The organism is Affinundibacterium nitidum, from assembly GCF_014284155.1.
GTDB classification, from domain to species: domain Bacteria; phylum Pseudomonadota; class Gammaproteobacteria; order Burkholderiales; family Burkholderiaceae_D; genus Undibacterium; species Undibacterium nitidum.
The window spans coordinates 20,287-41,533 of sequence record NZ_JACOFZ010000011.1; the positions used below are offsets into that span (position 1 = coordinate 20,287).

Below are 21,247 nucleotides of genomic sequence, written 5' to 3' on the forward strand. Positions count from 1 at the left end.
ATTGAACCCGCGATTTGTGTTACTTTTATTAAACAAAAAAGCGGCAAACTTGCTGAGCAGTTTGCCGCGAAAGCCAGTACCAAGCCTCTTGGATTGCAAGGGCGATAAAGCGGACCTCGATCAACTAAGGTGTAGCTTGCGTCCTTTGAGAACAAACCATGGGGGGATGATCTGTCATTGCTCAAACGGAGGAAGGTCCTGGGGGAAGATCTACTCTCATTAATAGTCTATGCCCAAGCGGATACCGAACATGCGTGGATCATTCCAAGTGGCTTTGATAAACCCACCTGCATCGCCCGCGCTGTTTTTAGTCATCGTGTTCGCAAGGTTGAGCACGTAGGCTTCTGCATACCAGCGACGATCAGGAGAGGTTAGTCGTACACTTGCATCAATCTTGCTATAGGCTTTTTGTGCGTCCGATAAATGTGGGTTATCGAAATTACGAAGCGTGAAATACATCTTGTCCTGCCATTTCAAGGCAAGCCATGGTGTTAAGGTATAGCCATTCTCTAATCCAAATTCCTGCGAGAAATTGAAACCAAATGTGAACTTAGGCGATAGCGGCAGATGATTGCCTGTGATGTCATAAATCCGACGACCTGCCAAAGTGCGATCTGTGCCGCTATAAAAATCAGGACATGAAACAGCGCCAAATTCTTCGCGTACACCGCAGCCCCAGCCATCACTGAAAGACGGATAGTCTTTCATTTTCGTGTTGAGGTATGAGAAGAATCCCATTAGGCGTGCTCCGCCCCAAGGTTTATAGTCGAGCTCCAATTCAAGTCCTGAAATATCGACCACACCAACATTCGTTGTCTGCCATTTGCTGACGATGTCGCAGTTGGGATTGTCCTCAGGACAAGGACCGTTATGCTTGACTTTAGCAGAGAAGAAATCACCAGTAACTTGCATGTCTTTGTACTGACTATAGAAGCCTGTCATCCGCACGTTCATTCGGTTATCGAGCATTTTTGTTTTGTAGCCGAGCTCAAAATTGGTGACGGTCTCCGGTTTATAAGCGAAGAAGCTATACTGTGGTCCACTCGGTCCATCGATGCATTCTTTGCCACCGCAACGATCGTCTTTATCGCCAAAGCCGCCCGATTTGTACCCTGTGGAAAGAGAGGTGTAGATCATTTCATTCGGGCTGATATCTTTCATCAGTCCAATGCGATAGGTGAGTTTCTTCCAACTCTGTGCATGATCATTTTGGGCCGGTGGGCCGTATTCATTATAGGCATCAGGTCCAGCGAAGGCTCCCATTTGATTGTTCAAGTTGGCACTGTTGTGGGCTTTAAACCCGATGGCGCCTGGTGTGCCAGGATGAAATAGTCCGTTGTAGTAAGCAGGTAAAGTGGCGTCCCATCCACCATATACTTTCCCGCCTTGATCATCTTTGCTATCACGACTAAAACGGGCACCTAAAGTGGCAGTCCAAGTCGGTATGAATTGCCAATCTGTTTGGGCGTAAATGGCTTTGGCATCAATTTGACGATTCGGCTGCTGGTAATACTGGCTGATCGGGAAACCAAAAGGTGCATTGACCAGAAACTCTTGCGCATAGTTGATCTGGTTTTTCTCATGCATCCAAAAAGCACCGAACACGTATTTGAGATCGTTGTCGCTGTGCTTAAACTGCACATCGTGTACCGTCGATACGTATTTCGAATCGAGCGTAAGTGAAGAATTATCGATTACAGGCCATACGCCCCAGTCCCCATCAGCTGAAAGCGGTAGAGTCGCTGTGTCGTGACTAACGATAGGGTGGTAGCCCGAGTCATCGTCGCTCTGTTGTTTGCGCCTTTGATCAGCATACGCGAAACCGTATTCGATCGTATTTTTGCTGTCGAGATTCCAAGTGAGGCCAGAACGCACGGTATCAATTGACATATCGATTTTACCTGGCACATTGATTTTAATGTCCCATTTGCCGCCAGTACAGGCGAACCGTGTGCCGGCCGCTTGCTCGCAATCCTTTAAACCAATATCGCCCGCGCCATTGTTTTGAAATTTTTCATATGATAATTGCCATTGCAAGTCTGGACTGAGTTTGAGACGAGCTGCAAGACGAGCGGCCCATTCATTTTTATTATTGTAAAAGTCTTTGCGCTGAACTTTTTGATTGTGTCGTTGGTCGACGTCGGGAATACCATCGGCGAAGAAGCCATGGTCGGGGATGTTCACATCGGTAAAATCTTGTGCCTGATTGATCCACCCATCGCGCTTTACGTTCATTAATGTTGCTCGTAACGCCAGAGTATCATTGACCGCTATATTTTGGATGATGTTGACTTGACGTTGGCGATAGTTTCCTAGCTCGACATTGGTGCTCCCGTAGGTACCACCGAAATCTGGTTTTGCTGGAATTAAGTTGATGCTGCCAGCAGTCGAGTTGCGCCCGAAGAGTGTGCCCTGTGGACCTCGCAGGACTTCGACTTGATCAAGGTCAAACATGAGGGCCATAGCGCCTTGTGGGCGAGGTGAATACAAACCTGCAACGTGCAAGCCAACGGCTGGGTCACCGATTTCAGTGAAGTTGTTGGAGCTCACGCCGCGGATACTGATCTGCACACCTGAGTCTGCACCCGTTGATAATTGTAGGTTCGGAATTATTCCAGATAGCCCACGTACATCAGTAATGCCTTCGCGGCTGAGGCTCTCTTGTGTTATCGCAGATACGGCAACAGGCGTTTTGAGTAGTGAGCTAGCTTGCCGTGTGGCTGTAACAATCACTTCCTGCAAGCTATCTTTATCTTGTTTTTTTATTTTTTCGTTACCGGTATTGTTCGCACTCTCTTGTGCTAACAAAGGTAATGAAAATGCGCACAAGGTGCTACTAATCGCTAGGTGCATTAGAGTCTTACGGCTTGGAATACTGAAACGTCGGGGCATAATCGCTCTCTTCAAGAAGTGTCAATACAATTTGAATCGAGCAAAAAGAGTGTTAAAGCGCTCGATTCTGAATGAAATGACTAAGCGTATTGATGTCTCCCTTTGACGCAACAATAAGCTAGTCGGAGCTTAGTGTTCACTTTTTGGTCAGGACGAGCAATGCAGAAATTTACCGCTCGTTATCAGGGAAATTACTGAGTTCTGAAAAGTAATTTCAGAGCAGTAGTTGAGCTGCAGCAATACCACTACGTGCTGCAGATTCTAGAGTGGCTGGGTAATCGCAGGCGGTGTAATCTCCGGCAAGCACCAGACCAGCACGTGTGGTTAGGTTGGTGGGACGCTGCAAGTTTGGTGTGCAACTAAATGTGGCGCGTTTTTCACTGATCACTTGATGCCACACTGGATGTGCCAATTCTGGCAGTTGCAAGACTTGCGCAAGCTGAGCGGCAATTTGAGTGGCTAAGGTTTCTCGCTCAATGTTGACTGCTTCCGCCGCAGCACTGACAACAACGGCCAACATACCTTGTTGGTCTCGATGCAGTTGGCCACGATCAAAAACAAATTGCCCCCAATGTTGTTGCATGGGATTGTCAACTAAAGCAAAGAAAGGGCGTTCAAGCCTGAGCGTTGGTCCGTACTGCAAATAACACGTTGTAATGGCCTCGTAATTGAAGTCCTGCGGAAACTCAATTGGTCGAGGAACACCGAAAGCTTGATCGGTCGATTCGAGACTTGGCACATCTTGCTTTGAAGCTTTGTTTGCTAACTTTATTAAGAAGCGTTTGCTGATTTCAGCTGGTGTTGCTAGCACGATGCCATCAAATGCCATGGCATTAAGTTCTGGTGAGGTTGATACTAGGCGCCACTGCCCATCGTCTGCGCCATCAAGATCTTGAACAGCAGTACCGAGATGCACTTGTCCGCCGTGAGTAAGAAGATATTGGGCAGCTGCTTGCGGCATTAATGAGGTCAGGTCTGACGTTGGTAGCAGCATGTCTGAGGCACTACGTTTGGCACCTAAACTGTCACGCAACACAGCAAGAAAAACACGCGCTGAGGCGCGTTCTGGTGGCGTGTTAAGCGCCGCGATACAAAGCGGATTCCACATTAATTGAATAAGACGATCAGTTTGCTCATAGCGCTGTAAAAGCTCCGAAACGCTGCAATCCACATTCAATTGCCAATCCATCCAACGAGCAGTCGTCGAGAAACGAGCTAATACCATTTTGTCGGCGCGAGTCAAGCCTTGCGCTCTAAACAAAGCGAGCGCCAGATGAAGCGGGGCAGGGAGCCTTGGAGCCACAAAATGCATACCGCTTTGTTTGGGGTAGACCATTTGCAAAGGAAGACGTAGAAAATTGTCTTCGAGCTTAATGCCGAGTATCTTGAATAATGCAAGGCAAGAGCTATACGCACCCAAAAGGATATGTTGGCCGTTATCCAGTATGTTGCCATTATGTTCGATTGCACGCGCACGACCACCCAGTTGGCGGCTTGACTCTATCCAATGAACTTCATGGTTTTTTTTCGCCAAACTGACCGCAGCAGCTGCACCCGCCCATCCGCCACCTACGACAGCGATTATTTTTCGTGATGCCGACTTACTTTTTGCCATAGCCTGCTTTTGTTTCGGTTAGCCCCGAATATACGTGATCCACGCAAGCCAGAGCTTGCGTATGGGGGTGAGAGAAATTCTTTGCTTGAGTACTTGAAACTGATCTGCTTTGATTTCTTCTAGTAGAGCCCGGTAGATTGCAGCCATGATGAGGCCAGTGCGTTGTGCGCGTCTATCCTCTGCAGGCAAAAGGGCAAAGGCCTCTTCATAAGTCTTTTGAGCGCGTTCGTATTGAAACTGCATCAGCGCTTCAAATGCCGGCGTGTGACGGGCGTTCAAAATATCACTGGCTGGTACGAAAAACTGTTGAAGCTCATTGACCGGAAGGTAGATTCTTCCTTTACGTGCATCCTCTCCAACATCGCGAATGATATTCGTGAGCTGAAACGCTAAGCCGAGTCTCTCTGCAAATTGTTTGGTCTGGGGTTTCTTAATGCCAAAGATACTAGCGGAGAGGATGCCAACCACGCCTGCAGCATGCCAACAATATTTTTGAAGGCCGATAAAATCTAAATACCTGTTTTGATTCAGATCCATCTCCATGCCGTCGATAATAGCAATCAGGTGGGCATGATCTAATTGATAGATCTGCATATGTGGTAAAAGTGCTGTTGTGACAGGGTGTGTCGGCGCATTCTGCTGCATTGCTTGTACTTCTTTGCGCCACCAAGCGAGTTTCGTTCTCGCTACCTGTTCGTCGCTGCAATCGTCGACGATATCATCAACTTCGCGGCAGAAGGCGTAAAGAGCGGTGATCGCCCGACGCTTTTCATTGGGGAGAAAGAGGAAGCTGTAATAAAAGCTAGAGCCGCTCGCAGCAGCCTTCTGTTGGCAGTATTCGTCTGGTGACATGCTGAAAATTGATTTTGTGCAATGAATTAAGGCGTTATGCTAACTGGTTCGGCCCCAGAGTACAAATTTGATTGCGAAGTTGTCGGTCCTTAATCCCTGTACTATGGTTCCGCTGGTCCTCTAATCGGCTACATTTCATTACAAGAAAATGCATGAATGTTGAGCGCTGCTTGTTGTACAATGCGGGCTCTGCAGTGATTGCGGAACGGCCAATCATCACATGAGATTCTTTGTAATCAAATTTTATTGAGCCGCACTACTGTCGGCTTTTGGCGTTCGACTCGTACTTTTAAGGTAGGTATATCTTGATGAAATTGAATAAAAAAACAGGTTTGCTTGGTGCTCTAGTCGGGCTAGTTTTGGTTGGCTGCGGTGGTTTCGTCTATACCACGGTCGGTGGAAAAGTGACTGGTTTGACGACAGGAAGTACGATAGTTTTGAAGAATGAAACTAACTATACAAAAACTTTGTCTGCCGATGGCGAGTTTTCATTTCGTGTTGCGAGCAACGGCACTTACAGTATTTCTGTGGCGACGCAGCCCAATCCAGTGAACTGTACAGTAGCGAATGGAAGCGGGACAATGAGAGGTGAGACTCCAGTCACGAACATCGATGTGAAATGTGTACCAAATGTGCAATTGGGCGGGACATTGACGAATTTGCCAAGCTCAGCGAGCTTGATTTTGGCCGTAAATGGAGATACTAGCTATCGTACGACCTTGACGGCGAATGGTCCATTTAGCTTGGCACGATATGTAGTCGACGGCCAGACATATAAAGTCGAAGTCGCTTCACCACCAGCTGGACAGGTTTGTGCGGTGACGAATGGCAGTGGCACAGCGAGTCTTGCGAGTCCTGCCACTAATGTGGGAGTGAACTGCTTTGCTGGTGTTCCTATCGGCGGAACTTTGAGTGGACTGAAGGCAAACACCTTGTTGACCCTTACAAACAATACAAACGACACTTATAATTTATTGGCTGATGGCGTCTTTACTTTCTTGTTTAGCCTAGCCGATGGCCAATCCTATGACGTTCAAGTGGCTACGCAGCCAACGGGACAAAAATGTACTGTGAATAACGGTAAAGGTATTGCATCTTTAGCCAATCCAACACCAGCTTCTGCGATTTCCGTTACTTGCGTTGCAGGGTAATCGTATTGATCCATCAAAAAAAGCCAGGTCTAGTGCCTGGCTTTTTCATTGCTGGGGCTAGAGTAACTGCAGGCAGTCACTATCATCGAAGTAGTAGATGTCTTCATGTTTAAACCCCCAATGACCGCCTTTTACTCTGACGAATGGCTCGAAGCTAAAAAAGGCAATGTCACCGAGAGCAGTGTGGTCGTCGGCTTGTATGAAATGTCGTTCATCACGAGAATTCGCTAGACTATGCCCAACATTGCCGCGGAAGTCTAAATTCACAAATCCTTTTTCGCGTATCTTTACATTCGCCCATTCAAACAGTTGATGCAAAGTGTGATGTGGTTTCAACCAATGCATCAGTTCTTGATGAATGTGCTGTTGGAATTGAAATCCATTTTGGTATTCGCGGGTTTTGGGGTGCTCAACCCAAGCACCTAATTCAAAAGCAAAAGTGCGAGAGTAGTCGCCCCAAACCTCGCCTTTTCTAGGGCTCAGGTCAATGCTGACGAGATTGGTACCGCCCATAATTTCATTATGGGGTAAATAGGATTTGCCTGAAATTGACAGGCAACTTCTGCTTCCAAGTAATACTTGTGCTGGGCATTCATAATACCAAGTGTCAGGATAGCCCGCTGCGGCGAGCATTTGCGCTGCTTTCACGGCGATAGTCGCTTCGGTATCTTCTAAACTCAGTTGCGACGGCAGATCTCTTAATACTGCTTTCGCTGCAGCTTGGACCTTTTGATACTCTTGAATGGTGTGCTTACTTGGTTTCACGTGTTTCTTTAATTTGAGTTACATCTTGAGACTGCGCCACATCAAACGGGCTGCGTCGATTTTTTTGATAGTCGGTCGCTTATTGAAAACATCGAAATCGATCTTCTCTAATTTGTCGAGAATGAGCAATCCGCCTTGAACGATCATTCTTAGCTCAAAGCCAAATCGTCCAGGCAGTTCTAACGCTAGGCTCGATCCATTTATCATCATCTGCCGCGCGCGATCGACTTCAAACTGCATTAACGCTCGCCATGCGTCGCGATTGTAATTGAGATCGAGTTTTTTTTCGTCGATGTCAAACTTCCGCATGTCTTCCTGAGGCAGATAAATTCTTGATTTGTCGAGATCGATTGCTACATCCTGCCAGAAGTTGATTAGTTGTAGTGAGGTACAAATCAGATCTGAACGTACTAGTTGTGAGGCGCTATCTTGCGAAAATAAGCGCAACATGATTCTGCCAACGGGGTTGGCAGATCGACGGCAATAATCGAGTAGAGTTTCAAAGTCCGTATAACGCTTGGTAACGACATCCTGTTTGAACGCTGAAAGTAAATCTCGAAATAGTTGCAAAGGAATCTCGTATTGTTCAACCACCTTCGCTAAGTCTTGAAATAAAGGCGAAGTGATTGGACGCTGCTCCTGAATGGCGTCTAATTCATACTCATATTGGTTCAAAAGCTCAAGCCTTTGCTCGTCACTGATATTCCCTTCGTCAGCAAAGTCATCCGCGCTGCGTGCGAACGCATACACCGTTCGTACAGCGGGTCTGACATGCGCTGGCATCAACCAAGATGCGACAGGAAAATTTTCGTAGTGACTAATTGTCATAAAAGCACTTAAAAATAAATGACTCAAAAGTCATTGGCAAATAAAACTTTCGTCATTATAATTACTTACCCGCGAGTCAGTTATTAATTTGCCTGAGTTTTGTATCAATCAAGGCGAAACTTTTGACATACAGAAATAAACGCGTGATATATATTCGGGATCTAAGCAGCGAACGATAGTGACTGGTGTTCTTTTTTGTCTGGTCGGCTTCAATACCGCTATCGATGGTTCCTCCGCTTGGCTTTCACTGTTGTGCCGCATTAGTAAAGGAAATCTTCGTGTTAATTTTAAATCAATCTCCAGTTATGCGTTCGGTCAAAGCATCGACACGCTCTCAATACCTACTTCCGACTTTGCTATTGAACCTATCTATGGCACTAGCTGCTTGCAGTAAGCCAGCTGAGAAAACAGAAGACATTCGTCCAGTGCGCGTGATGACCGCAGCCTTGGAAGGCGGTGAAGTTCAAGCGGAGTTCTCAGGTGAAATTCGTGCGAAAGTAGAATCACGCCTTGGCTTCCGCGTGCCGGGGAAAATTATCGCTCGAAAAGTGGATGTTGGCACGATAGTAAAGCGCGGACAGGTATTGATGCAGCTCGACCCTCAAGATCTCATGTTAGGTCAGGCGCAAGCGAAAGCTGGGTTGATGGCGGCAGAGAGTAATCGTGATTTGACGAAAGCGGAGTACAAGCGTTACCAAGAATTGCGTGAGAAAAATTTTGTGGCGCAAGCTGTGCTTGATGCCAAAGAGACGGCGTATAAAGCGGCGCAGGCCAGTTATGAACAAGCTAAAGCCGGTTTGTCGAATCAATCGAATCAAACTTCTTACAGCACGCTAGTCTCTGATGTGGATGGTGTGGTAACAGGAATCGACGCCGAGGTTGGTCAAGTCGTTGCCGCAGGCACTCCCGTTGTGCGCGTGGCAAAAGCAGGCGAGTTGGACATGGTCATTGGTATCCCAGAAGATAGAATTAACTCTATTCGCCAAATGAAAGATGTGAACGTACGTTTGTGGGCGAATAAAGGCGAAGTGATCGTTGCAAAGTTGCGTGAGTTGTCGCCAATTGCAGATCCGGTGACGCGAACTTTTACCGCTAAGTTGGCTCTTCCAGCAAGCGCTAAAGGCATTCAGTTGGGAATGACGGCAAATGCATCCTTTGGTATGAAAAATCCTCACGCTATGATCCGCCTACCTCTAACCGCCTTGTTTCAAGATAAAGCGGCGAGCTCAGTCTGGGTGGTTGAAAACTGTGCTGTACGCTTAGCACCTGTTCAAGTTGGTTCCACTGTTGATGAAGACTTGTTGATTGCTACTGGCTTAACTCCAGGTCAGTCTGTGGTAACTGCTGGTGTGAATTTGTTGAAGCCAGGACAGAAAGTGACAATTCTTGGTTCTGAACAGTGCACAAAAGCGAGTGGAGCAGCTAGCGCATCTGCTGGAGCTGCCAAATGAGCGATCAATCCAAAGAAAAATCAGGGGGATTTAATCTCTCACGGTGGGCGCTGGAGCATATCCCGCTGACTCGTTATCTGATCGTCGCCTTGCTATTGGGCGGAATTTTTAGCTTTAATCGTCTAGGTCAAGATGAAGATCCGCCATTTACTTTCCGTGCGATGGTCGTGCGTGCAGTGTGGCCAGGTGCAACAGCTTTGCAAATGGCAGATCAAGTTACTGATAAGTTAGAAAAGAAGCTACAAGAAACGCCTTATATCGATAAGATTCGCAGTTACTCTAAGCCGGGCGAAACCCTGATTATTTTGCAGTTGCGTGAATCCACTCCGCCGAAAGAAACTGCACAAACTTGGTATCAAGTTCGCAAGAAAATTGGTGATATGAGAGGCACGCTGCCTGCGGGCGTGGTTGGGCCGTTTTTCAACGATGAATTTGGTGACACTTATGGTTCGATTTTCGCTATTTCTGGCGAAGGCTTCAACTACGAAGAAGTGCGCCAATATGCTGATTTCGTTCGTCAGCAATTGTTGCGTATTTCTAAGGTCTCGAAGGTGGAGATGTTCGGTGTGCAGGATGAAAAAATCAACATTGAATTTTCCCAGAAAAAGTTTTCCCAACTAGGTGTGTCATTTGAAACGATCGTAGCCCAAATTGCTGCACAAAATAGCGTCGAGGGGACGGGCGTACTGACGACGTCGAGTAGTAATCTTCAAGTGCGAGTATCGGGTGCTTTGATGACGGTCAAAGACCTTGAAAATCTACAATTACGCGTAAATGGTACGAGCTTCCGACTTGGTGATTTCGCAAAGATTAAGCGTGAATACAAAGATCCACCGGGTGACAAGATGCGTTTCAATGGCAAAGAAGTGATTGGCCTAGGCATCTCGATGGAGAAGGGTGGCAACATTATCGACCTCGGTAAGAATCTTGAAAAAACGGTTGGCTCGATCAAGTCACAACTTCCTGTAGGCATTCAATTGGAGCGTGTGTCTGATCAACCTAAGATCGTGGCTTCATCTGTGGGTGAGTTTGTTAACACTTTGATTGAAGCGGTGGTGATTGTTTTGGCCGTGAGTTTCCTGTCGCTAGGTTTGCATACCAAACCATGGCGCTTGGATGTGTGGCCAGGTCTCGTGGTTGGTTTGACGATTCCATTGGTGCTAGCAGTGACATTCTTGTTTATGCGCATCTTGAATATCGATTTGCACAAGATTTCACTTGGGGCCTTGATTATCGCTCTCGGGCTGCTGGTTGATGATGCCATTATTGCGGTTGAGATGATGGTGCGAAAGATGGAGGAGGGCTTCTCGCGCTTTGATGCAGCGACTTTCGCCTACACGTCAACGGCGATGCCAATGTTGACAGGTACCTTGATTACTGCCGCTGGTTTCTTGCCGATTGGCCTCGCTGAGTCAGCCGCGGGTGAATACACTTTCTCTATGTTTTCAGTAAATGCTTTGGCGTTGCTGATTTCTTGGTTGGCAGCGGTATTGTTCACGCCGTATTTGGGCTATTTACTCTTGAAGGTAAAGCCACATGCTGGCGCTGATGGTCATCATGAATTGTTCGATACGCCTTTCTACACGCGTTTCCGTGCATTAGTGAATTGGTGCGTCGAATGGCGTAAGACGACGATTGCGATCACTTTGTTCGTATTTGGCCTCGGCGTTTTCGGCTTTAAATTCATTGAGCAACAGTTCTTCCCAGATTCAAGTCGTCCGGAATTAATGGTCGAGTTGTGGTTGCCAGAGGGTTCCTCATTTAAGGCTACCGAAGCGCAGGCGAAGAAATTTGAGGCGTTTATCCAGAAGCAGCCGGGTGTGCAAAGTGTTACGAGTTACGTCGGCACTGGTAGTCCACGTTTCTATTTGCCTCTTGATCAAATTTTCCCGCAAACCAACGTCACTCAAATCGTGGTCTTGCCAAAAGATTTGAAGGCACGCGAGAGCCTGCGCCTAGCCATCAATAAAGCGTTCAAGGAAGATTTTCCAGAAGTTCGCGGCCGCGTGAAGTTGCTCCCGAACGGACCACCAGTACCTTATCCAGTGCAGTTCCGTGTGACAGGATTGGAAGTGGCAAAGGTGCGTGAAGTCGCTGACCGCGTTAAAGAAGTGATGCGCGCGAATCCAAACGCCTTGGGTGTCAACGATAACTGGAACGAGTCTGTTAAGGTGGTTCGTATCGATATGGATCAAGACAAGTTGCGTGCTTTGGGAATTACATCGCAAAGCGTAATGCGTGCAGCGAACACGATTTTGACGGGAACGTCGGTAGGGCAATTCCGCGAATCGAATCGATTGATTGATATCGTGGTACGTCAGCCAGTCGATGAACGGTCTACGGTTCAAGCTCTGGCGAGTGCGAATGTGCCGACGGCGAGCGGTAAGACTGTACCTTTATCACAAGTGGCGACGATTGCTTTGGCGTGGGAGCCTGGTGTTGTTTGGCGCGAAGGGCGCGAATGGGCAGTCACGGTTCAGTGTGATGTGGTCGATGGTATTCAGGGGCCAACAGTATCCTCGCAAATTAATCCAAAATTAGATGCAATACGCGCGACTTTATTGCCGGGCTATAAGATCGAATTGGCAGGTGCGGCTGCGGATAGCGGTAAAGCACAAGAATCGATCGCTGCAAACGTGCCTTTGGTGATCTTTATAATTTTCACCTTGTTGATGTTGCAGTTACATAGTTTCTCACGTGCTGTGCTGGTATTTTTGACCGGCCCATTGGGTGTGGCAGGTGCTGCGATGGCGCTCTTGATTTTGCAAAGACCATTTGGTTTTGTGGCACAGTTAGGTGTGATCGCTTTGTTCGGAATGATTATCCGGAACTCTGTGATTTTGATTGATCAAATTGAGCAAGATCGTGAGGCTGGTGTCGATCCTTGGACTGCGATCGTCGAAGCTGCAGTGCGCCGATTCCGTCCGATTATTCTGACAGCGGCTGCAGCAGTGTTGGCGATGATTCCTTTGTCGCGTTCTGTTTTCTGGGGGCCAATGGCGGTCGCGATTATGGGTGGTTTGATCATTGCGACAGCGCTAACCTTATTGTTCCTGCCAGCTTTGTATGCTGCTTGGTTCAGAATTAAGAAAGCGGCCTAGTTACAATCAATAAACCATGGAAATGTGGTGCTTATAAAGTTCTCGCAGGAAAATTTGCTAGTCTTTAAGCAACACATTTCTCGTTTGATCGCATCTTCTTTCAATTTCAACATAAAAATGCGAGACAAGAGAAAGTAAAATCTAGTAGAATAGTTGGTTGAAGTTGAAATGCCACATGCAATAGTTAGGGGCGACACTTGAAATTTAGGTCGCCCTTTGCTTTTGTACCGGTTTTTCTACCGGTAAGTGTTTTCATCCCGCGAGGATGGCGAAATTGGTAGACGCACCAGGTTTAGGTCCTGACGCCAGCAATGGTGTGGGGGTTCGAGTCCCCCTCCTCGCACCACAGATTATTTTATTTGGACGATTTTCATGGCAACTGCAGTCGAAACTTTAGAAAAATTAGAACGCCGTATTACGATTTCATTTCCAATCGCTGATATGCAGCCGGAAATTGAAAAACGTTTGAAAGTACGTGCACGTACAGCAAAAGCACCTGGCTTCCGTCCAGGTAAAGTGCCGATGAAAATGGTCGCGGCACAATACGGTTACCAAGTTGAGAACGAAGTTCTGAACGAAAAAGTTGGTATCGCGTTCAATCAAGCAGTGCAAGAAAATAATTTGCGCGTTGCTGGTTATCCACGTATCGAACCAAAGAAAAGCTATTCCGATAATTACCTGACTTTCGATGCAACTTTCGAAGTGTATCCAGAGTTGACAGTAGGTGATTTGTCTGGCGTTGAAGTTGTTCAAGTTAAAACGGATGTTACTGACGCTGAGATCGAAAAAACGATCGATATCTTGCGTAAGCAACGCGTCCACTTCCACGTTAAGGGCGAACAAGGTGCGCACGGTGACGGTGGCGCAGATCAATCTGCACAAAAAGGCGATCGCGCAACAGTAGATTTCGTTGGCACAATTGACGGTGTTGAATTTGCGGGCGGTAAGGCGGAAGGCTTTGCGTTTGTTTTGGGCGAAGGTCGCATGTTGCCTGAGTTTGAGGCTGCAACTTTGGGCTTAAAAGTCGGTGAATCTAAAGTGTTCCCGTTGGCATTCCCAGAAGATTACCATAGCAAAGATGTTGCTGGTAAAACTGCAGAATTCACAGTAACAGTGACGAAGATCGAATGGGCGCACTTGCCAGAAGTTGATGCTGAATTTGCGAAGATGTTGGGTGTTGAAGATGGTGACCTCAGCAAAATGCGCAATGACATCAAGGAAAACTTGGAACGTGAAGTTAAGGGCCGAGTAAAAGCCAAGACTAAAGACAGCGTCATGGATGCCTTGGTGAAAGCGGTTGAATTCGATGCTCCAAACGCGTTGATCGAACAAGATGCACAACGTTTGGCTGAAATGACACGTCAAGATATGGCGCAGCGTGGGATGAACGTGAAAGACGTTCCATTCCCGACTGAATTGTTCAATGCGCAAGCAGAGCGTCGTGTGCGTTTAGGTCTGATCTTGGCTGAATTAGTTAAAGCGAATAATTTGCAAGCAACAACTGAACAGGTTAAAGCGCAAGTAGAAGATTTCGCACAAAGCTACGAAGATCCACAGCAAGTTGTGAAGTACTATTTCAGTGATCGTAATCGTTTGGCAGAAGTAGAAGCCCTTGTATTAGAAGAAAACGTCGTTAACTATGTCTTAGGTAAAGCAAAAGTCACTGACTCTGTTTTGCCATTCGACGAACTGATGGGTAATAATCAAGCACAATAAGGATATTCTATGACAGGCATCATCCATAATTCAGCGTTAGATACAAATATGCTAGGCATGGTGCCGATGGTGGTAGAGCAAAGTGGGCGCGGTGAGCGCGCCTACGACATCTACTCCCGTTTGCTCAAAGAACGTGTAATTTTTTTGGTCGGTCCTGTGACAGACCAAGCTGCGAACTTGATCGTAGCGCAATTGTTGTTTTTGGAAAGTGAAAATCCTGAGAAGGACATTTCTCTCTACATCAACTCACCAGGTGGTTCGGTCTCTGCTGGTATGGCAATTTTTGATACCATGCAGTTCATTAAGCCGGATGTCTCTACATTGTGCACAGGTTTGGCAGCGTCGATGGGTGCTTTCTTGTTGGCTGCTGGTGCGAAAGGCAAACGCTTTTCACTGCCGAATTCTCGCATCATGATCCATCAGCCATTGGGTGGTGCTCAGGGACAAGCTTCGGATATCGAAATTCAAGCGCGTGAAATTTTATATTTACGCGAACGCTTGAACGGTATTTTGGCTGAAAAAACGGGGCAATCAATTGATCAGATTGCCAAAGATACTGATCGAGATAACTTTATGTCAGCTGAAGCGGCTGCTCAATACGGTTTAATTGATCAAGTACTCACCCACCGTAGCTAAGATTCAACAAAATCATAGACGCCCGCATCATTGTCGATGCGGGCGTTTTTTTATGTCTCACTTTGATGTTCATATTCGTATTTCCCTCACAAAACCCCTGAAATAGTGCAGACTACTCCGCAAGTTTGATGGTTTTTGCAGTAATATAACGTTCATCAAATACTTCGTTTATAAAATAATTAGTTCTATGTCTGAAAAGAAAAGCTCCTCCGGCGAAAAATTACTGTATTGCTCTTTTTGCGGTAAAAGCCAACACGAAGTGAAGAAACTGATTGCGGGTCCATCCGTCTTCATTTGCGACGAATGTATCGACCTCTGTAATGACATTATTCGCGACGAGATTAATTCTCTCGAACCAATTACATCTTCGAAAACCGATTTGCCGACCCCAGTGGAAATTACTGAATTGTTGGATCAATATGTAATTGGTCAGGAAAAGGCAAAGCGTATTCTTGCGGTGGCCGTGTATAACCACTACAAGCGTTTAAAGCACTTAGGCAAGAAAGATGACATTGAACTTGCTAAGAGTAATATTTTGCTGGTAGGTCCAACAGGTTCAGGTAAAACATTATTGGCGCAAACCTTAGCGCGTATGTTGAACGTGCCGTTCGTGATCGCTGATGCGACAACGCTGACTGAAGCAGGTTATGTTGGTGAAGACGTCGAAAATATCATTCAAAAATTGCTGCAGAACTGCAACTACGAAGTTGAGCGTGCGCAAAAGGGTATCGTGTATATCGACGAAATCGATAAAATTTCTCGTAAGGCAGAAAACCCATCGATTACACGTGACGTTTCCGGTGAAGGTGTGCAACAGGCTTTGTTGAAGTTGATCGAAGGAACTATGGCTTCTGTTCCACCACAAGGTGGCCGTAAGCACCCGAATCAAGATTTCATTCAAATTGACACTACGAACATTATGTTTATTTGTGGTGGTGCGTTTGATGGTTTAGCAAAGATCATTTCAGATCGCTCCGAGAAGAGTGGTATCGGTTTTTCAGCAAGTGTGAAGAGCCAAACTGAAAAAACAGCAAGCCAAGTGATGCTTGATGCGGAACCGCAGGATTTGATTAAGTTCGGCATTATTCCTGAACTGGTTGGCCGTTTGCCAGTCATAGCAACGCTAAGTGAGTTGGATGAAGCTGCTTTGATTCAAATCTTGGTTGAACCAAAGAATGCGCTGATTAAGCAATACGCAAAACTATTAGATATGGAGGGCACTGAGCTCGAAATTCGTCCTTCAGCTTTGCAAGCGATTGCGAAGAAGGCGATTGCTCGCAAGACTGGTGCACGTGGTTTGCGTAGCATTCTTGAGCATGCTTTACTCGATGTGATGTACGAATTACCAAGCGAGAAAAATGTCGCCAAAGTCGTTATTGATGAGAATACGATAACGAATGGTGCCAAACCATTGTTGATCTATAATGAGCAACCAAAAGTGGCAGGCGCCTAAAAAACGATAAAAATCGTCGGATTTTGATCAAAAAATGACGAAATCTGACTTTTTTGTTGTACCTGACTCATTTGCCTGTGCAATTGCAAAATTAGCGGTACAATTAAATCAAACAATAGAAACCGGCTTCAATCGGAAAGCTACCCGGAGACCACTCTGAGTAGCTTTTTTTTATTGTTTTTTTTCGGATGACGGGCTTGAGTTTTAGCCTAGTGCGCCAATCTATTAACTGAAATTTTTTAAAAGGTGCGCCATGACAACTTCCATCATTAAAGAACGTACAGAGTTACCATTATTGCCATTACGCGATGTCGTGGTATTCCCACATATGGTAATCCCCTTGTTTGTCGGTCGTCCTAAGTCTATTAAAGCCCTAGAAGCTGCAATGGAGCAGGGTAAGTGCATCATGCTCGCTGCGCAAAAAGCAGCGGCAAAAGATGAACCCTCGGCAGAAGATATTTACGAAATTGGATGTATCGCGAATATTCTGCAGATGTTAAAGCTGCCTGATGGCACTGTTAAGGTCCTTGTTGAGGGCGCACAGCGTGCTCGCATTCATAAAATTCAAGATGGTGAGTCACATTTTGTTGCTGATTTGACTCCTATTGCACCCGAAGAAGGTGATGATTCAGAGGTCGAGGCTATGCGCCGTGCGATCGTTCAGCAGTTTGATCAATATGTGAAGCTGAATAAGAAGATTCCACCTGAGATCTTGGCTTCTTTGTCCGGTATCGATGATGCAGGTCGTTTGGCAGATACGATTGCCGCACATTTGCCGTTGAAGTTAGAGCAAAAGCAAGTGATTCTGGAAATTTTCAGTGTTGCTAAGCGCCTTGAGCATTTACTCGGCCAACTCGAGGGTGAGCTCGATATTCTCCAAGTTGAGAAACGTATCCGCGGTCGCGTTAAGCGCCAGATGGAGAAGTCCCAACGTGAGTACTATCTGAACGAGCAAGTTAAAGCGATCCAGAAAGAACTCGGTGAGGGCGAAGAGGGCGCTGATATCGACGAACTCGAGAAGAAAATCACAGCGGCGAAGATGCCAAAAGAGGCGCGTGATAAGGCAATGAATGAGTTGAAGAAGCTCAAAATGATGTCGCCAATGTCTGCAGAAGCCACGGTCGTTCGTAATTACATCGATACTATCGTTAATTTGCCTTGGAAGAAAAAATCCAAGGTCAATAATGACTTGAGTAATGCTGAAAAAGTATTGAGTGACGATCACTATGGGCTTGATAAAGTCAAAGAACGCATTCTTGAATATTTGGCGGTTCAGCAACGTGTCGACAAACTGAAGGCACCGATTCTGTGCTTGGTTGGCCCTCCAGGCGTGGGTAAAACGTCCTTAGGTCAATCGATCGCGAAAGCGACCAACCGCAAGTTTGTGCGTATGGCTTTAGGTGGCGTGCGTGATGAGGCTGAGATTCGAGGCCATCGTCGTACCTACATCGGTTCTATGCCTGGCAAGATCTTGCAAAGTTTGTCTAAGGTCGGCGTACGTAATCCGCTGTTTTTGTTGGATGAGGTTGATAAGATGGGCGCGGACTTCCGCGGTGATCCATCTTCTGCTTTGTTGGAAGTTTTAGATCCTGAGCAAAATCATACCTTTTCTGATCACTATATCGAGGTCGATTTTGATTTGTCAGATGTGATGTTTGTGGCGACATCAAACTCCTACAATATTCCAGCACCATTGCTGGATCGTATGGAAGTGATTCGTCTCTCTGGTTATACAGAAGATGAAAAAGCAAGCATCGCACAGCGTTATTTGTTGCCTAAGCAGATTAAAAATAACGGTTTGAAAGAGGAGGAGATTAATGTCTCTGAATCCGCAATCCGTGACATCATCCGTTACTACACACGTGAAGCTGGTGTGCGTTCTTTAGAGCGTGAAGTATCGAAAATCTGCCGTAAGGTAGTGAAGATGCTTCTTCTCAAGAAGAATGAGAAGAAAGCGACTATTACAGCGAAAAACTTGGATAAATATTTGGGTGTGCGTCGTTACGATTTTGGCGTGGCCACAAAAGAAAACCAAGTTGGACAAGTGGTAGGATTGGCTTGGACAGAGGTCGGTGGCGATTTGTTGACGATCGAAGCAGTATCAATGCCAGGTAAGGGTGGAACGATTCGTACAGGTACGCTCGGCGATGTGATGAAAGAATCGATTGAGGCTGCTCGTACAGTTGTTCGTAGTCGTGCTGCACGTTTGGGTATCAAGGCAGACGTCTTCGAGAAGACAGATGTGCATATTCATGTACCTGAAGGTGCGACTCCAAAAGATGGTCCATCTGCCGGTATTGCGATGACGACCGCACTGGTTTCTATTTTTACGGGAATCCCAGTGCGTGCCGATGTCGCGATGACAGGTGAGATTACTTTGCGAGGAGAAGTTTTGCCTATCGGTGGATTGAAGGAGAAGTTGTTGGCAGCTCACCGCGGTGGTATCAAGACCGTGTTAATCCCAGAGGAAAATGCGAAAGATTTGGCGGATATTCCTGATAACGTGAAGAACAAGCTGGAAATCATCCCAGTACGTTGGATTGACAAGGTTTTGGAAATTGCTTTGGAGCGTCAGCCTGTTGCGCTGACTGAAGAAGAAATGGCGGTGCCCGCCGTAGCAAAGGCGGAAGCCTCAACTGATACTTCCACAATTAAGCATTAATGTTTTTGGTGTTAGTTTGGAAAGGCTCTTGCAAAAGAGTCTTCGAGACTTTCATCGAGGCCTCTCCTGATATCTGTAATTCGAGTCGAAAAAAAGCCCGATTAATTCGGGCTTTTTTTATTTGACGGTTGAAGTTGATTTTGTGGTGATTACCAGCTGCGCAATAATCCAACTGCTAGTCCCTCTAATGCAAATTCTTGCTCGCTCTCGTTGACGATGATTGGTGAGAAATCTGGGTTTTCTGGTAGTAATTCAATCCCTTGCGACGTCTTCATATAGCGTTTCACCGTGACTTCTTCGCCGATACGAGCTACTACAATTTGGCCATTTCGGGCGCTGTCCGTCTTTTTCACTGCCAGCAAATCGCCATCCATGATGCCGATATCGCGCATCGACAAGCCACGGACTTTTAACAGGAAATCAGGCTTGGCCGAAAACAGTGACGGGTCGACGTTATATGTGGCCTCTACATGTTCGGTGGCCAAGATCGGCGAGCCTGCAGCAACACGCCCAACCAATGGCAAACTCAATTGCATGAGTGCAGGGTGAGGCAAAGCCATTTGCATGCTGGGCATATGGTTCGATAACTCGGAGTCCAAGAGGCGAATGCCACGGGAAGTTCCCGCTGAGATTTCAATAACGCCTTTGCGAGCTAAAGCTTGTAAATGTTCTTCAGCGGCATTGGTTGAGCGAAATCCTAATTCGTTGGCAATTTCGGCACGAGTTGGCGGAAACCCAGTGTTTTGTATTGCATCTTTGATCAGAGTTAATATTTGTTCTTGGCGAGCGGTGAGCTTTAGCATGATGTCGTGGCCTTTTATTAAATAGGCTGTATATATAAGCAGACTGTATTTTTATACAGTGCATGCATAAATGCAAGTAAACATCGCTATTTTCCTTATATTTGTCGCATTTATTTCAGATTTAGCTCTGTTTTTCTTGATGTGGAAGTTTGCACGTAGTTGAATTTGCCATAAGTGATTGATTAAATTATGAAAACCAGTTATCATCGTGGGCTGTCCTCTTCCTGCACTCGTCTTGACGCCGAGGCAGGCTATATTTTTTGTCCACAAGGAGAAATTATGCGTCATTATGAAATCGTATTTATCGTACATCCCGATCAAAGCGAGCAAGTGCCTGCAATGATCGAACGTTACAAAGCTACTGTAACAACACGTGGTGGCCAAGTTCACCGCGTTGAAGATTGGGGCCGTCGTCAATTGGCTTACATGATTCAAAAATTGGCTAAAGCTCATTATGTTTGCATGAACATTGAGTGCGACGCTGAAACTTTGCTTGAGTTGGAAACAGCATTCAAATTTAATGATGCCGTTTTGCGTCACCTCACAGTGAAAATGAAAAAAGCAGAAACAGCTCCTTCTCCAATGATGAAGTCTGTGCAGAAAGAAGATTCTGCTAAGGCACAACGCGTTGAAGCGCCAGCAGCTTAATAATTTTGACTAAGAGCGTGTAAGGACTGTAAAAGCATATAAGAGCTTGTGAATCAATTTAAAGTCGTTGCCACCGTGGTAGAGAAATCGGTGTTGCGTTATACCCCAGCGGGAATACCTATCGCGACAGCTACGTTGGTACATGATTCTAAGCAAGAACAAGCAGGCGGCCAGCGCCAAGTTGAGTTTGAAATACCTGCGATAGCCGCAGGTGAAATTTCAAAACGATTCTTGGATATAGAGCTTGGAGCGCCGATGTGTTTTACAGGATTCTTAGCACGTAAGAACCGCAACAGCAAAAGTATCGTTTTTCATGTGACTGAGTTTGAAGTCGCGGAAAACGAAACAAATTTACTAGATTAGGAGCCAAAAATGGCATTCGGTAAAAAATTTGATAAAAGCAAATTGAAACAAAAGCGTCAGCAACAAAATCCTTTGTTCAAGCGTAAAAAATTCTGCCGCTTCTCAGCGGGTCATGTAGCTGCAGTTGACTACAAAGACATCGATACATTGAAAGATTTCATCCAAGAAAACGGCAAAATTATGCCTGCACGTTTGACTGGTACTAAAGCTTTGTATCAACGTCAAGTTGACACAGCAGTGAAGCGCGCACGCTACTTAGCGTTGTTGCCATACACTGATTTGCACACAGCGTAATTCATCGAATAACGCAG

Annotated in this window: 16 protein-coding genes and 1 tRNA gene; 11 read left to right on the forward strand and 6 right to left on the reverse strand. The window is 46.1% G+C overall.

From position 1 onward, the window contains the following. Positions 1–219: 219 nt before the first annotated feature. From H8K36_RS17540 to hpnD, 3 genes are all read right to left on the reverse strand, one after another. Positions 220–2,892, reverse strand: coding sequence for a TonB-dependent receptor (locus H8K36_RS17540; RefSeq protein ID WP_230404788.1), 2,673 nt, complete (start codon positions 2,890–2,892; stop codon positions 220–222). 214 nt (positions 2,893–3,106) lie between these two features. Next, entirely contained in the window at positions 3,107–4,507 is a 1,401-nt protein-coding gene (gene hpnE / locus H8K36_RS17545) for a hydroxysqualene dehydroxylase HpnE (RefSeq protein WP_186917827.1), read from the reverse strand. A gap of 18 nt (positions 4,508–4,525) precedes the next feature. Beyond that, positions 4,526–5,359 carry a presqualene diphosphate synthase HpnD gene (hpnD, locus tag H8K36_RS17550; RefSeq protein ID WP_186917828.1) on the reverse strand — a complete coding sequence of 278 codons (834 nt, stop codon included), beginning with the start codon at positions 5,357–5,359 and terminating at the stop codon, positions 4,526–4,528. A gap of 308 nt (positions 5,360–5,667) precedes the next feature. Between hpnD and H8K36_RS17555 the strand changes: the two genes are divergently transcribed. Continuing rightward, positions 5,668–6,510: a hypothetical protein gene (locus H8K36_RS17555; RefSeq protein WP_186917829.1), complete on the forward strand. Its 843-nt coding sequence runs from the start codon at positions 5,668–5,670 to the stop codon at positions 6,508–6,510. Positions 6,511–6,567: 57 nt separating this feature from the next. Here H8K36_RS17555 and H8K36_RS17560 read toward each other — a convergent pair whose 3' ends face one another. Then, complete coding sequence (locus H8K36_RS17560) at positions 6,568–7,275, reverse strand: M24 family metallopeptidase (RefSeq protein ID WP_186917830.1); 708 nt, start codon at positions 7,273–7,275, stop codon at positions 6,568–6,570. Positions 7,276–7,293: 18 nt separating this feature from the next. Beyond that, a complete protein-coding gene (gene hpnC, locus H8K36_RS17565) occupies positions 7,294–8,103 on the reverse strand; it encodes a squalene synthase HpnC (protein WP_186917831.1) in 810 nt (269 codons plus the stop codon). 278 nt (positions 8,104–8,381) lie between these two features. On the opposite strand from hpnC, the gene H8K36_RS17570 reads away from it, so the two are divergent. From H8K36_RS17570 to lon, 7 genes are all read left to right on the forward strand, one after another. Next, positions 8,382–9,554: an efflux RND transporter periplasmic adaptor subunit gene (locus tag H8K36_RS17570; protein WP_329604241.1), complete on the forward strand. Its 1,173-nt coding sequence runs from the start codon at positions 8,382–8,384 to the stop codon at positions 9,552–9,554. Next, a complete protein-coding gene (locus H8K36_RS17575; protein ID WP_186917832.1) occupies positions 9,551–12,655 on the forward strand; it encodes an efflux RND transporter permease subunit in 3,105 nt (1,034 codons plus the stop codon). Before H8K36_RS17570 ends, H8K36_RS17575 begins: the two co-directional genes overlap by 4 nt. Before the next feature lie 259 nt (positions 12,656–12,914). Then, a tRNA-Leu gene (locus H8K36_RS17580) sits at positions 12,915–13,001 on the forward strand. 26 nt (positions 13,002–13,027) lie between these two features. After that, positions 13,028–14,371: a trigger factor gene (gene tig / locus H8K36_RS17585; RefSeq protein ID WP_186917833.1), complete on the forward strand. Its 1,344-nt coding sequence runs from the start codon at positions 13,028–13,030 to the stop codon at positions 14,369–14,371. Between the two features lie 9 nt (positions 14,372–14,380). Then, complete coding sequence (clpP, locus tag H8K36_RS17590) at positions 14,381–15,007, forward strand: ATP-dependent Clp endopeptidase proteolytic subunit ClpP (protein WP_304941540.1); 627 nt, start codon at positions 14,381–14,383, stop codon at positions 15,005–15,007. A 187-nt stretch (positions 15,008–15,194) separates the two neighbouring features. Then, the gene (gene clpX / locus H8K36_RS17595) at positions 15,195–16,460 is read left to right on the forward strand and encodes an ATP-dependent Clp protease ATP-binding subunit ClpX (protein WP_186917834.1); all 1,266 of its coding nucleotides are present in this window, start codon (positions 15,195–15,197) and stop codon (positions 16,458–16,460) included. A 253-nt stretch (positions 16,461–16,713) separates the two neighbouring features. Further along, positions 16,714–19,122, forward strand: coding sequence for an endopeptidase La (gene lon, locus H8K36_RS17600; RefSeq protein ID WP_186917835.1), 2,409 nt, complete (start codon positions 16,714–16,716; stop codon positions 19,120–19,122). Between the two features lie 149 nt (positions 19,123–19,271). Here lon and lexA read toward each other — a convergent pair whose 3' ends face one another. Then, complete coding sequence (lexA, locus tag H8K36_RS17605; RefSeq protein WP_186917836.1) at positions 19,272–19,925, reverse strand: transcriptional repressor LexA; 654 nt, start codon at positions 19,923–19,925, stop codon at positions 19,272–19,274. A 279-nt stretch (positions 19,926–20,204) separates the two neighbouring features. Here lexA and rpsF point away from each other — a divergent pair, with 279 nt between their 5' ends. Genes rpsF through rpsR form a run of 3 tightly spaced genes read left to right on the forward strand, consistent with a single transcriptional unit; the run spans position 20,205 to position 21,230 of the window. After that, entirely contained in the window at positions 20,205–20,573 is a 369-nt protein-coding gene (rpsF, locus tag H8K36_RS17610; RefSeq protein WP_186917837.1) for a 30S ribosomal protein S6, read from the forward strand. Between the two features lie 48 nt (positions 20,574–20,621). Beyond that, on the forward strand, positions 20,622–20,936 hold the full coding sequence (gene priB / locus H8K36_RS17615; RefSeq protein ID WP_186917838.1) for a primosomal replication protein N: 315 nt from the start codon (positions 20,622–20,624) through the stop codon (positions 20,934–20,936). A 9-nt stretch (positions 20,937–20,945) separates the two neighbouring features. Beyond that, positions 20,946–21,230 (forward strand): 30S ribosomal protein S18, encoded by a 285-nt coding sequence (rpsR, locus tag H8K36_RS17620; RefSeq protein WP_186889822.1) that lies wholly within the window; start codon positions 20,946–20,948, stop codon positions 21,228–21,230. The last annotated feature ends 17 nt before the right edge of the window (positions 21,231–21,247 follow it).